The 13348-nt window shown below is 71.0% G+C and carries 9 protein-coding genes and 1 pseudogene; 4 read left to right on the forward strand and 6 right to left on the reverse strand.

The window, feature by feature from the left end; translation table 11 throughout:
* Positions 1 to 111: 111 nt before the first annotated feature.
* The gene (locus ACZ4EF_RS03885; RefSeq protein ID WP_391162248.1) at positions 112 to 816 is read left to right on the forward strand and encodes an LAETG motif-containing sortase-dependent surface protein; all 705 of its coding nucleotides are present in this window, start codon (positions 112 to 114) and stop codon (positions 814 to 816) included.
* A gap of 167 nt (positions 817 to 983) precedes the next feature.
* Positions 984 to 1406, forward strand: a complete 423-nt coding sequence (locus ACZ4EF_RS03890; RefSeq protein ID WP_355350031.1) for a hypothetical protein — start codon at positions 984 to 986, stop codon at positions 1404 to 1406.
* A gap of 173 nt (positions 1407 to 1579) precedes the next feature.
* Here ACZ4EF_RS03890 and ACZ4EF_RS03895 read toward each other — a convergent pair whose 3' ends face one another.
* Positions 1580 to 2794 carry an LCP family protein gene (locus ACZ4EF_RS03895; protein ID WP_355350028.1) on the reverse strand — a complete coding sequence of 405 codons (1215 nt, stop codon included), beginning with the start codon at positions 2792 to 2794 and terminating at the stop codon, positions 1580 to 1582.
* A gap of 303 nt (positions 2795 to 3097) precedes the next feature.
* Here ACZ4EF_RS03895 and ACZ4EF_RS03900 point away from each other — a divergent pair, with 303 nt between their 5' ends.
* Complete coding sequence (locus tag ACZ4EF_RS03900) at positions 3098 to 3577, forward strand: acyl-CoA thioesterase (protein WP_391051690.1); 480 nt, start codon at positions 3098 to 3100, stop codon at positions 3575 to 3577.
* A gap of 168 nt (positions 3578 to 3745) precedes the next feature.
* On the opposite strand, the gene ACZ4EF_RS03905 is transcribed toward ACZ4EF_RS03900, so the two are convergent.
* A complete protein-coding gene (locus ACZ4EF_RS03905; RefSeq protein WP_467502586.1) occupies positions 3746 to 5299 on the reverse strand; it encodes an LCP family protein in 1554 nt (517 codons plus the stop codon).
* 118 nt (positions 5300 to 5417) lie between these two features.
* On the opposite strand from ACZ4EF_RS03905, the pseudogene ACZ4EF_RS03910 reads away from it, so the two are divergent.
* Positions 5418 to 6464 (forward strand): annotated as a pseudogene (locus ACZ4EF_RS03910) (glycosyltransferase family 2 protein); the annotation flags it as partial.
* A gap of 171 nt (positions 6465 to 6635) precedes the next feature.
* Here the strand turns inward: ACZ4EF_RS03910 and ACZ4EF_RS03915 are convergent.
* From ACZ4EF_RS03915 to ACZ4EF_RS03930, 4 genes are all read right to left on the reverse strand, one after another.
* Complete coding sequence (locus ACZ4EF_RS03915; protein WP_355350019.1) at positions 6636 to 8444, reverse strand: LCP family protein; 1809 nt, start codon at positions 8442 to 8444, stop codon at positions 6636 to 6638.
* 312 nt (positions 8445 to 8756) lie between these two features.
* A complete protein-coding gene (locus ACZ4EF_RS03920; protein ID WP_467502588.1) occupies positions 8757 to 10589 on the reverse strand; it encodes an LCP family protein in 1833 nt (610 codons plus the stop codon).
* Positions 10590 to 10742: 153 nt separating this feature from the next.
* On the reverse strand, positions 10743 to 12233 hold the full coding sequence (locus ACZ4EF_RS03925; RefSeq protein ID WP_467502590.1) for an LCP family protein: 1491 nt from the start codon (positions 12231 to 12233) through the stop codon (positions 10743 to 10745).
* A 186-nt stretch (positions 12234 to 12419) separates the two neighbouring features.
* Entirely contained in the window at positions 12420 to 13211 is a 792-nt protein-coding gene (locus ACZ4EF_RS03930; protein WP_467502592.1) for a TIGR03089 family protein, read from the reverse strand.
* Positions 13212 to 13348 lie beyond the last annotated feature (137 nt).

The raw sequence follows: 13348 nt of genomic DNA on the forward strand, positions 1-13348 counted from the left end.
AGCGGACGCGGCGGCTTGTAGAGGTTTGAGGGCCACAGGTGGCGCGGGAGTTCGATCCCGCCCCTTGTGTGCCCTTTCCGCGCTTGTGATCCGATCCCGTGAAGGGAAGACGTGTCCATATCCCGCCGTACCGCAATCGCGGTGCGTACCATCGGCGTTGCCTCCGCCGCAGCCGCGCTCGCGCTGGGCGTTGCAGGCAACGCGTTCGCTTGCAACATCTCCGAGTTCTCCGCCCAAGCCTCGTGCGACAACGGCAAGGGCTCGATCGACGTCACCAACAAGGACTACTCCCACACGCTGGTGAACATCACCGTGTCGCAGGGGCAGACCGAGGTCGGTCACCAGGAGAACCTGACCGGGACGCGTCAGGGCGTCACCGTCAACTTCCCGGTCGACTGGTCGCCGTCCACGACGTACACGGTCACCGTCGTGAAGGCTTCCGGCCAGAAGGTCGGCACCACGGACGTGAAGACGCCGGAGACCGCGTGCAAGGTCGACACCCCGACCACGCCCGCGACCGACACGCCGACCACGCCGGCCACCGACACTCCGTCGGACACGCCGACCACGCCGGCGACCGAAACGCCCTCGACGGCCCCGTCCGACACCCCCACCGCGACGCCGAGCACCAGCGGCGCGGCGGCGGTTGACGACACCAACGCTCCCTCGCCCGCGGCCGGTGGCACCACCGACCTGGCCGAGACCGGTGGCGGCAGCAACACGGGCATGATCGCCGGTGTCGCCGGCGCGCTCGTGGTGGTCGGCGGCGGCGCCGTCTACGGCCTGCGTCGTCGTACGGCCGGTGCGCGTCACTAAGGTCACGATCCGGCCAACTACGCGTCGCTGAGGTCTCGTTCGTCACCGGCGTGTATCAATGCAAACCCTGCGCGTACCTGACAGGCAGCAGGCGATACGCTGCGACGCCGTCGTCATCCGACGGCGTCGCGGCAATCGTCCACACACCTGAAGCAGGGGGACCCTTTATGGCCATTCGCAAGTCCACGATGCAGGAGCAGGTGGCTCAGGCCATCGCGGAGATCAACCCGAGCGACCGTCCGATCGCCACGATCCACACGGTCACCGGACCGAGCCCGTGGCTGATCAACTCGCTCGGCCTGATCGCCCAGGCATTCGTGAAGTACTACTTCGTCACGGTCACCGAGCAGGCCGTGGTCTTCCACAAGGCGGGCCGCATGAGCTCCCGCCCGAAGGAGCTCGTCGCCGCGATACCGCGCGCCGAGGCCGCGGGCCTGGTGTCCGAGGTCAAGCGGAACGCCCTGTGGAGCTCGCTGAAGTTCCAGCTCCCCGGTGAGCCCAAGCCGACCCGGCTGAACGTGGCCCGTTACTGGCGCACCGAGCTCGACCAGTGGGTGCCCGCCGTGACCGGAGCCCCGGCCGCCGTCTGAGCCCGAGGCGTCCAGCCCGAGGCATCTGAGCCCGAGGTGTCAGACCTTCGAGGATCAGATCCCGAGGCAGCAGACTCCGTACCGTCACCAAAGGCCCCGGCCCCCGCAGCGACGATTCGCTGCGGGGGCCGGGGCCTTCGGTGTGTGCCGTCCCGTCGGTGCCCGCCCGGTACCTACTTGGTGGCGGTCACCTTCTGGTCGTTCTTCAGCTCGTCGAAGAGCGTCTTCGCCTTCGTCATGTCCCACTTCACGGCGTCGCCGTCATTGGGCGTCATGTAGTTGGCGTTGCCGATCGGGACCGTGACGGAGTTGCCGTCGCCGCCCGTGACGCCCTTCATGGCCCAGAACATCGAGGCCAGGTTCATCAGGCTCATCTTCTTGTCGACGATGAGCGTGTCGAGCCCGGAGCCGATCACCGGGTAGAGCTTGAACGGGTTGAGGATCGTCGTCGGCGAGGCCGCCTGGTGGGCCAGCGTCGACAGGAACTTCTGCTGGTTGCGCATCCGGCCGAGGTCCTGGTCGGCCTCCTGGTGCCGCTGCCGGACGAAGGCCAGCGACTGCTTGCCGTTGAGCTTCTGGCAGCCCGCCGCGAAGTCGGCGCCCGACGCCTTGTCCTTCAGCGGCTTGTCCAGGCACATGTTGACGCCGCCGAGCGCGTTCACCAGGTTCACGAACCCGGAGAAGCCGATCTCCGCGTAGTGGTCGATGTGCAGGCCGGTGTTGTACTCGATGGTGCGGGTCAGCAGCTCGGGGCCGCCGTCGGAGTACGCGCGGTTGAGCTTGTGTGTGGAGGCCGCGTACCGCTTGCCCGACTTCTGGCCGGTGAAGGCCGGGATCGTGACGTACGAGTCGCGCGGCAGGCTCATCATGGTGGTCCCGTTGCCGCCGGTGTGCAGGATCATCATGGAGTCGGTGCGCTGGCCGTCCGCGGCGCCGGTGTGCAGGTCCTTCTCGTCCTGCTTGGTCAGCCCCTCACGGCTGTCCGAACCGACGATCAGATAGTTGGTGCCCTTGCCCGTCGGCGGGCGGTCCTCGACCTTGCTCAGGTCGACCTCGCGGCGCACCTTGGAGTCGGCCCAGAAGTACGTGGAGACGGACACCACCAGCAGCGCCACGACCAGACCGAGCGCCGTGATGCCGATCTTCTTGCGGGTGCTCCAGCGGGGCCTGCGGGGGCCGGTGGCGGTCCCGCCGGGCGGGGGCGGGCCGAAGCCGCCTCCGCCCTGGCCGCCTCGGCCGGGGCCCGCGGGCCCCGCGGGGCCGGGACGTCGGACGGGCTGCGGCGGTACCCCGCCCGCCGCGGCGGCGGCCCGGCGCGGCGACAGTTCAGGGGGCAGCGGCGGCTCGGCGCCGCGGCGCTGCTCGGTGTCATCGCTCCAACCGTTCATGGTGGAAAGTGTGCCCGGCCTCGGGCGACGACCGGGAATCCACGGCGGTTCTGTAGCAGACCCGATGCATTCGGCCACCGGCCGCGACCGTTTCGCAACGGACATAAGGTTGCTGTCATGATCGATCGCCCCACCCCCGAGAGCCCGGCAGTCCCCGAGAGCCCAGCCGCCCCCGAAGCCCCGGCCACGCCTGAGGCCCTGGGGGCGCCTGAGGCCCTGGCCACGTCCGACGTCCCCGCTCCCGACGGCGCGGCGCTCCCGGGCAAGCCGACCTCGGCGTCCCGCATCACGCTCTCGCACATCATGAGCGCGCACGACACCAATCTGCTGGGCACCGTCCACGGCGGCGTCGTCATGAAGCTGGTGGACGACGCGGCGGGCGCCGTCGCGGGACGGCACTCGGGCGGTCCCGCCGTCACTGGCGCGATGGACGAGATGATCTTCCTCGAACCGGTCAGGGTCGGTGACCTCCTCGCCGTGAAGGCCCAGGTCAACTGGACCGGCCGCACCTCCATGGAGGTCGGCGTCCGCGTCATGGCCGAGCGCTGGAACGAGTCGGGCGTCGCCAAGCAGGTCGCCAGCGCCTACCTCGTCTTCGTCGCGGTCGACGTCGAGGGCAAGCCCCGGCACGTACCGCCCGTCCTGCCCGAGACCGACCGCGACCGCCGCCGCTGGCAGGAGGCCCAGATCCGCCGCACCCACCGCCTGGCCCGCCGCCGCGCGATCGTGGAGCTGCGCCGCCGCCGCGCGGCCGAGGGCCTGGACGACCAGGGCGTGTCCTGAGCGGTTCGGAAAGACGGCCGGGGGCCCCGGGGACGCACCCCGAGACCCCCGGCCGTCCGGCCCTCAGGCCGTTGAGCAGCCGATCGGGTCAGCAGCTGGTCAGTTGAGCACCCGGTCCGATCAGCGCCTCATCCGGTCAGCACCCCATCCGGTCAGCGCCTCATCCGGTCAGCACCCGACCTCGTCACCCGTCAGCGCGGAGTCCATCGTTCCCGACGCCCCGCCGTCGTCCGCCGTCACCGGCGTGACCGCCTTGTAGTCGGAGCCGAGCACCACCTTCATCGTCTTGCCCTGGCCGGGCACGGCCACCAGCTCGGAGCCGGGCAGCGCGGTGGCGAGGGACTGCGCGGAGCGGTCCCAACGGGGGTCGTAGCGGATCACGGTCCGCGCGCTGGGGTGCTCGGACGTCCCGGGGGTGCCGACGGTCGAGAAACCGGTGGCGGCCAGCGCCTTCTGCGCGGCGGCGGCCAGCCCGCTGGTGTCGGTGCCGTTCTGGACCGAGACCCTGATGGTCGCGGGGTCGACGTCCACCTTGACGCCCTTGTGTTTCCTGGCCGTCTTGTGGTGCACCGCCAGCGGCCGGTCCGCGCGGATCGCCGCCCACATCTTCCCGGCCTTGGCGGTGTCCCACTTCACGGTGGAGCCGACGCCCGGGACGGAGTAGTCCGTGTCGCTCAGCGGCACGGAGCCGAACTCCGACGAGCTGGCCGTGAGGCCCTTCATGCCCTCCGCGAGCGCGATCAGGTCACCCGCCTTGAGGTTCTGGTCGGCGCGCACCGACCCGAGCACGGTCGAGGCGACCCGGCTCAGCTCCAGCGGGTTGGCCAGCGTCCCGCCGCTGGTGATCTTGTGGATGACCTGGGCCACGAACCGCTGCTGCCGCTGCATCCGCCCCAGATCCGCCGCCGCGTCCAGATGCCGGGCGCGCACGTACTGGAGCGCCTGTCCGCCGTCCAGCTTCGTGGTGCCGACCGGCAGGTCGAGGCCGGTGTAGGAGTCCTTCAGCGGGCGCGTCGTGCAGACCGGGACGCCGCCGATGACGTCGACCGTCTTCATGAACCTCGTGAAGTCGACCTCCAGGTAGTGGTCGATGTGCACACCGGTGAGCTGCTCGACGGTACGGACGGTCAGCTTCGGGCCGCCGTCCGCGTACGCCTGGTTGATCTTCGCCGGGTGGGTGTCCGCCTGGACCTCGGCGGCGGGCGCGGCACCCGCCGTACCGGAGGCCGTGCCGGACGGCGTGGCCGAGGGTGCGGCGGACGGCGTGCCGGGCGGTGACGCGCTCGCCGGAGGGGACCCGGAGGACGACGCGTCCGCCGACGGCTGGTCCGGCAGGCGTACGTACGTATCGCGCGGGATGCTCACGATGCTCGCGTGCGAACGGTCCTCCGACAGGTGCACCAGCATGATCGTGTCGGTGCAGTGACAGGGCGCGCCGCCCAGGTGGTACGCCTTCCTCGTCGCCGGGTCCAGGCCGTCGCGGCCGTCCGTGCCGACCAGCAGGAAGTTGGTGCCCTTGGACCCGTCGGGACGCCCCTCCATCCCGCCGAAGGCGTCCACCCGGTCGATCGCGCCGCTGACCCCGTTCAGTACGGCGTGGCCCACCCCGCTCGCGGTGATGATCAGCAGGGCCAGGCCGCCGATGATCCGGGTGCTCCAGCGGATCGGCGGACGTCGGCGCGCGGGGGGCACTCGGGTGGGCGGCACACGGGTGGGCGGCACAGGGAATCCCTCCGTGCGGTGACAGGGGCGTGCGGACCCGTTCAGGCTAGGGACAAATAGGACAGTAGGTCTTGACCCCACGCGCTGGGGTCCCCCATTAGCGGTAACGTTTGCCGCGATGAACGCCGCCGCTCCTGACCCCGCCACCCGTGCCGCCGCGCCGCAGAACCCCGCGCCCCCGGCAGTCTCCGTGATCATGCCGGTGCTCAACGAGGAGCGCCATCTGCGCGACTCGGTGCGGCACATCCTGGAGCAGGACTATCCGGGCGAGCTGGAGGTCGTCATCGCGCTGGGCCCGTCCACGGACGGTACGGACGCGATCGCCGCCGAGCTGACCGCCGCCGACCCGCGGGTCCACACGGTGCCCAACCCCACCGGCCGCACCCCCGCCGCGCTCAACGCGGCGATCAAGGCGTCCCGGCACCCGGTCGTCGTACGCGTCGACGGGCACGGCATGCTCTCGCCCGACTACATCGCCACCGCCGTCCGCCTCCTCGACGAGACGGGCGCTGCGAACGTCGGCGGCATCATGCACGCCGAGGGCGAGAACGACTGGGAGCGCGCGGTCGCCGCCGCCATGACGTCGAAGATCGGCGTCGGCAACGCGGCCTTCCACACCGGAGGCGCCGCCGCCCCCGCCGACACCGTCTACCTCGGCGTCTTCCGCCGCGAGGTGCTGGAGCGGCAGGACGGCTACAACGTGGAGTTCATCCGCGCCCAGGACTGGGAGCTGAACTACCGCATCCGCGAGGCCGGCCACCTCATCTGGTTCTCGCCCGAACTGCGCGTCTCCTACCGGCCGCGCCCCACCGTGCGCGCGCTCGCCAAGCAGTACAAGGACTACGGCCGCTGGCGCCGCGTCGTCACCCGCTACCACCGCGGCTCGGTCAACCTGCGCTACCTGGCCGCCCCCGTCGCCCTGTTCGCCAACGCGGCGGGCATCGTCGTCGGCGCGGCCGTCACCCCGTGGGCGCTGCTGGTGCCCGCCGCGTATGTGGCCGCCATCACCGTCGGCTCGCTCCCGGCGGGCCGCGGCCTGTCCTTCGGCGCCCGGCTGCGTATCCCGCTCGCCCTGGCCACCATGCACATGTGCTGGGGCTACGGCTTCCTCACCAGCCCGCGCTCGCTGGCCCGCCGGGTGATCGCCAGCCGCCGCCCCTCGGTGCGCGACGGGGAGCCGCGACGGCAGGGCCAGCACGACGTCCAGCAGGGACAGCAGGACGGGCAGGGCCAGCAGGACGGCCAGCAGACGGAGACGGCCCGCGCGGAGGCGTGAGCCGCTCCCCGCGCGGGCCGGTCGTACCGCCTGCCGGTCCCGCCCTCTCCCACCCGCGTCCTACCAGCGGTAGATCGGCAGCACCTCCATGCAGCCGGTCGTGTCCGCGCCGTTCACCGCCTCCGCCGTCGTCGGCACGGAACCGCTCTTCGGCAGCGTCTTGCTGAAGTCCGTACCGGTCTTCCAGTCCGCGCCGATGGTCAAGGTGATGGTGTCGACGTCCGCGGACGCCTTCACATTGCCCGCCGGGATCTTCAGCGCCTTGCCCACCGCCGTGGCGTCGGCCTTGCCCTGGTCACCGCTGCTCGTCGGATACGTCAGGGTGGTGCCGGGGCTCGGCTTGGTCTGCTGGCTCGCCTCCGCCTTGGTGAAGCCCGCGGTCTTGAGCGTGGTGGCGATACCGCCCGCGCGGTTCGGCGTGGCCACGCCGTCCGAGGTGCCCGCGGTGCCGTTGACCACGGAGACCGCGATGGTGTCGGAGGCCGCGGCGGCCGGGCCCTGCGGCGCGGTCGTGGCCGGTGTCGTGGCGGGCGCCCCGCTCGCCGGGGTCTTCGCCTTGCCGTTGCCGTCCATCGCCACGTCGTTGCGCAGCAGCGACCAGACCTGGGGCGCGTCCGCCGACGGGATGTAGTGCGCCAGCGGGGCCTTCGGGTCCGCGTCGTGCGGCATCGTCAGCATCGTGATGCGGTCCGACGGCACGGTCTTGAGCTGCATGCCCAGGTCGTACAGCTTCTTCGGGGTGCCGATCTCCTTGGAGACCTCGAACGCCTCCATCGCCGTGGTCGCGATCTTGTTGAGCTTGCCCGGGTCGGTGAAGAGGTTCTGGCTGCGCAACTGCCGGATCAGCGCGCTCATGTACATGTGCTGCGCCTTGGCCCGCGCGGCGTCGCTGCCCCAGGCGTGCCGGGTCCGCAGCCACTTCAGCGCGGTCTCGCCGTAGATCTTCTGCTTGCCCGCCTTGAGGTGCAGGTGCGAGCCGCCGGGCTGGGCCGGGGTCGAGTGGTCGTCCACATTCTGCTTCACGCAGACCTCGACGCCGCCGACGACGTCGGCCATCTTCACCACACCGGAGAAGTCGATGGTCAGCCAGTGGTCGATGTAGACGCCGGTCAGATTCTGCACGGTGGCCAGGGTGCAGCCCGCGCCGCCGCGGCCGAGCGACGCGTTGATGATGTCGTTGACCGGCGCGAACTTCTCGTGCGTCTTGGGGTCGGTGCACGCCGGGATGTTGACGCGGGTGTCGCGCGGGATGCTGACCACGGACATGTTGCTGCGGTCCGCGGACAGGTGCGCGATCATGATCACGTCGGCGCGGGCGGCGTCGCCCACGGTGTTCTTGGCGCCGCCGAGCTTCAAATCCTCGGGGTCGTTGCGGCTGTCGGAGCCCAGGATGAGGATGTTCATCGCCGTCTTGCCGGCGGCGTTGGCCTTCGTCTTCGCCACGGTCGAGCTGCCGCTGACGCGCTCGCCCTTGCGGATCTTGCCCGCCAGGTACTCGTAGTAGCCGTAGGCCGCGCCCGCCGAGCCGAGCACCGCGACCGCGGCGCCGATGGACACCCACTTCAGGACCCTGCGCTTACGGCTCTTCGTGCGCCGCCGTGAGCCGCCGCGCCGGTGACCGCCACCGCCCGCCGCGCCGCGCTGGCCCGGTATTCGCTCGGGTGGCTCCTGCCCGCCGTCGGAAGAGGCGGGGTCGGCGTCCGGTCCCGCGCCGGAGCCCGCGCCGTCGTCGCCGCCGGAGTCCGTACCTGATGGCGCGCCGGGCGCGTAGGCGCGGGCGTCGTCCCGGTACAGGCTCTCGTCCCATCCCCGGTGGTCCGGGTTGGGTGCCGTACCGAAGCCGTTCCCTCCCACTGTCCCGTCGCGCATCCCGAACCTCCCTGTGGCGCGCATCGTCATCACGGTGACCGGCCGCGCGCCTTCGCGCGGGGTGTACGGACGGTGCACGCCGACGCGCCGCCCTACCCGGGTCATACTGGGTCGCCCCACTGTCAGACGGCTGTGAGCGGCGAGGAGTTGCACCCGGAGATCGTCAATTAGCGGACGCCGGGACTCCGGCGCCCGCCCGGATCACGTCAGAGGGTGACGGAGGTCACGGCATTCGCCGCGTTCACCGGATTGACCGTATTCACCGCGTTTACGGTATTCACCGCGTTCGTCGCGTGCGCGACATCCGTGACCTCACTTCACGCACGCCGTGTCGGCGGCCTCGGTCTTCGGGAGGTCCGAGGGAGCAGCGGTGGGCGGGCCGATCGGGGTGCCGGGCGCCGTGAAGTCCTTGCCGAGGGTCAGCTTCATGTACGCGAGCGGCGCCGCGTCCGTCGCGCCCTGCTTCAGCGCGGAGGCGGGCAGCCCCATCATCGCGGCCAGCGAACGCGCCTGGTCGGCCTGGTTCGGCGCGTACTCCAGGACGGTCCTGGCGGTGGCGGGCGCGTTGCCGCCGTTCGCCGAGCGGTTGACGCCTTGCGTGTTCTGGAGCCAGTTGACGGTGCTCTGCGCCGCGCCGAAGGTCCCGCTGCCGTTGAGCACATTGACGCGGGTGTCGTGCGGGGTCGCCTTCGGCCCGGTCAGCCGGGGGTCGGGCGTGGCGGACGGCTTCTTCACCGCGGTCAGCGACACGTCGTTCTTGATCAGCGCGAAGAGCTGCGGGGCCTTGACCGGGTCGACGACGACGGTGGCGTGCACCTTCTCGTTCGGGTTGTCGAGCACCGGCAGGGTGGTGAAGCTGATGTGCTTCTCGTCCACCTCGCTGAGGTCCTTGGCCAGGCTGGTGAGCTTGCTCACGCTGCCGATCGCGCTGTCCACGGTGAGCGCCTTGGTGGCCGCGTCCGCCAGCGTGAACAGCTTCTTCGGGTTGGTCAGCGTACCGCTCGACTTGATCTTCCGGATCATCGCGCTCAGGAAGTTCTGCTGGAGCTTGATCCGGTCCAGGTCGCTCTGGTTCTTGAGCGCGTGCCGGGTCCTTACGAACTCCAACGCCGTCTCGCCCTGGATGTTGTGCGGTCCCGCGCTCAGGTTCAGATGGGACTTCGGGTCGACCAGCGGCCGGGCGAGGCAGACGTCGACACCGCCGACGGCCGTCGACAGGGCCTTCACCGCCTCGAAGTTGACCATCATGAAGTGGTCGATCGGCAGCCCCGTCATCGCCGTCACCGCGCGCATGGTGCAGCCGGGGTCGCGGCCGTCCACGCCCAGGCTCTCGTTGAACTTGGGCGTGGTGAGCTGCGCGGGCGTGCCCGGAACCGTCTTGGTGCTGCCGTCCTTCTGCTTGGTCGGGCAGTCGGGGATGGAGGTGACGATGTCGCGGGGGATGCTCATCGCGGTCGCGTTGCTGCGGTCGGCCGACACATGGAAGAGGATCGTGGTGTCCGCGTGGCCGACGCTGCCCGCGTCGCCGTACTTCTTGCCGAGGCCGACCCGGCTGTCCGTGCCGATCACCAGGACGTTCATCGGACCGGTGTGCGTGACGTCCTTGCTGCCCGCGTTGCCGACGTCCACCGTCGTGATGTTGTTGTTGAAGTGCTGGTAGACGAGGTAGCCGCCGACGCCGACCGCCACCAGCACGAAGCTCACCGTGCCCGCGGTCCACAACAGGACCTTCTTCTTACGGGACTTCTTGTTCCTCGCCTTGCGACGGCTGGTCGGCGTGGACACGTCGGCCGAGCCGCCCCCCAGTCGCGCCGAGCCGGTGGTGGAGGTCGTGGCACCGGTCCTGGCCGCGAGGCGGGCCGCGCGCCGGCCGCCGGGGGACGGGGCGGGGCTGTCCGTCGGGCCGGTCCCGGCCCCGGCCCCGGCCCCGGCCGCGTCGTCGTCTCCTGCGGTGGGAGCGGAGTCGCGCCCTTGGCCGCGCCCGGCGTCCCGCGGTGCGGGGGAGGGGTCGCGGTGACCGCTCTGCCCCGGCACGGTGGGCCTCGGCGCCGCGTCCGGCTCCAGCCGCAACTGGTACGTACCGGTCGCCGGGTCCAGGACCCACTGGTCCGCCGGGTCGATGTTCCTACGGCCTTGCGTGTCCACGGTCGCTCGGGTCCTCCATCCGGGATCGGCCGGATCGCTCACACTAGCCCCACAGTTCAGCGCCGATGCGCGCCCGTGACAAATCGAGCGCCCCTACAACCGGACAAAGCTGCCGAACCCGCCTGCCGACCAGGTGGACTCTTTAGCGGGATTTCACCCGCTCTTGCCACAGATGTCGCGGTCCGCGGTCGTTCCGCGGTACGTGGGGCCCGTGGGGGTGGTCGTGGGCGTGGCCGTAGAGGTCGAGCCCGCGGACGGGGTGCCGGGCGTACGCGTACCGCCTCCGCTGTCACTGCCGCCGTCTCCGCTGTCCGGTGCCTTGTCCGACACGTTCACCGGCCGGTCGTCGCGCAGCGTCTTGAAGAGGGTGTCTGCGGCAGGCTGGACGAGCTGGTCGCGGTTGATGTCGTTGACGTACTGCTCGCGCGGCACGGTCAGGAAGTGCACGTTCCCGGTCGGTATCTGCTGGAGGCTGTGCGCGAGGGTGTACAGCTCGCTCAGCGAGTCCAGGCCGGGGTCGGCGGTCAGCGACGAGGTGGCGGCCGACAGCAGCGGGTAGAGCTTGGTCGGGTTGAGCAGCACGCCGTTGCTGCTCACCTTCTTCAACAGCGAGGCGAGGAACGCCTGTTGGCGGTCCATCCGCATGGTGTCGCTGCCGTCGCCGATGCCGTGCCGGGCGCGTACGTATCCCAGCGCCTGCTCACCGTTGAGCGTCTGCCGTCCCGCGGGCAGGTCGAGGTGCGCGTACGTGTCGTGCACCGGCTCGGCCAGGCACACATCGACACCGTTCACCGCCCCGACCATCTTCTTGAAGCCGTTGAAGTCCACGATCAGGTGATGGTCGACGCGGATGCCGGTCATCTTCTCGACCGTACGGATGGTGCAGGCCGCGCCGCCCGACTCGAACGCCCAGTTGAACTGCTCGAACCGCTCGTGGTCCTCCTTGCCGCTCGGCAGGGTGCAACGCGGCACGTGCGTCATCAGGTCACGCGGGAGGCTGACGGCGGTGGCGCTCTTCCGGTCGGCGGATATGTGCAGCAGGATCGTGGTGTCCGAGCGCTGAGTGCCGCTGTCCTGGCCGTACTTGCTGTTGCCGTTCCCGCGGTTGTCCGAGCCGATCAGCAGGATGTTCTGGGCCTCCGTCGGGCCCTGCGTGGGGCGCTCGGAGGCGTGCACCTTCAGGTCGTTCTCGGTCGCGGTGTCGGTCGTGATGTTGCCGTTGAGCCGCTGGTAGAGGTACCAGCCGGTGCCCGCGCAGGCCAGTACGAGTACGGCGGTGCACAGGGCGACGACCTTCAGCCAGCGCCAGTTCTTGGGGTTGGCGGGCTCCTCCGCCGGGGCGGCGGCGGGGCCTTCGACCGGCGGCGTATCCGTCTCCGTATCGGCAGCCGGCTCCGCGGCCTTTTCCGTAGCGGCGTCCGGTTCCGTCCCCGCGTCCGTCCCCGCGTCCGCGTCCGCTTCGGCCTCTGGTTCTGCCTCGGCCTCGGCTTCGGTCTCCGCCTCTGCCTCTGGTTCTGCTTCCGCTTCGGTCGTCGGCTCGGCGGGCTCGTCCGACCGCGCCTTCTGTGTGCCGGACGCGTCGTCGGAGCCGTCGGAGGCGGGGGGAACGGAGTCACCCTGCGGAGGCTCTGCTGGCGTGGTCACGTCGGGGCCCGTCTCTCGGAAGTCGCCGGTTACCGGGGACAGGCTTGCGATTACCCGCCCGGCATTCGTTCAGACAGCCGAATACGGTGGTTGGTTGCCTGGGTACCCGAAATCCACAGACAGCTGTTGACGAGCTGTGACGGAAGTGACGACAGAGGCGTCCGGCGAGGCCGGGGCGCGTGACCGCTACAGAGATACGGTGACGCGCTCGGCGTCCTTCCGCTTGGCCAACTGCTCCTCGGGCAGCCGGTCGAGGTGGCGGCAGAGCACCACGGAGGCGTCGGCGGCGAGCGGCGCGAGCAGCCCGGCCGCGAGCCCGTCCCACGTGTCGAAGGACAGCGGCGACAGCAGCCGTCCGCCGCGGCCGAGCCCGAGCGCGGCGGCCGACGCCCGCGCCTTGGCGACGACCTCGGACGCGGTCAGCACACCCCCGCCGTCCGGCAGTACGAGCGCGGGCGCGTCCGGGCCGACCGGCGCGTAGGGCGCGAAACGGTCGCCCTGGCTCGGCACCTCCAGCGCGTAGTCGACGAAGCCCGCGGGCGGCTGCGGGAAGCGTCCGCCCAGCGGCCGGAGCGCGAGCGCGACCCGCTCGCCGCCGCAGGCCCGCGCCGCGTCCAGGGTGTCCGGGCCGCTGACCACCAGGTCGGCACCGGCCGGATCGCCGCCGGGCGCCACGACGACGCCCGCCGAGAAACCGGCCAGCACCCACACGGCCGTCTGCCAGTGCGCGGGCAGCAGCAGCGCCAGCCGGTCGCCGGGCTGCGCGCCCAACTCGTCCTGGAGCAGATTCGCGGTCTTCGCCACCCAGTTCCCGAAGGTCGCCACCGACAACTCGACGCGTTCACCCGTCGCGTCGTCGTAGAAGGTGACCAGCGGGCGGCCCGGATCACCGCGCAGCGCGGCGTCGAGCAGCCCGGCGGGAGTCGCGGGGCCCTGGGGCGTGCGGGGCGTGTCGGGCGTGTTGGCGGTCGGCGTCACGCGTGTCAGGCTACCCCCAGCGATCACGACGGCCTGTGCCCGTACGGGTACGGGGGCCGGTTCCCCGTGCGGCCGTCTCGCGTGGCGTCCCCGTCCGACTCGGCGCGTCCGACTCGGCCCGTCCGACTCGGCTCGTC

It is taken from the genome of Streptomyces sp. NPDC025721 (assembly GCF_055558595.1).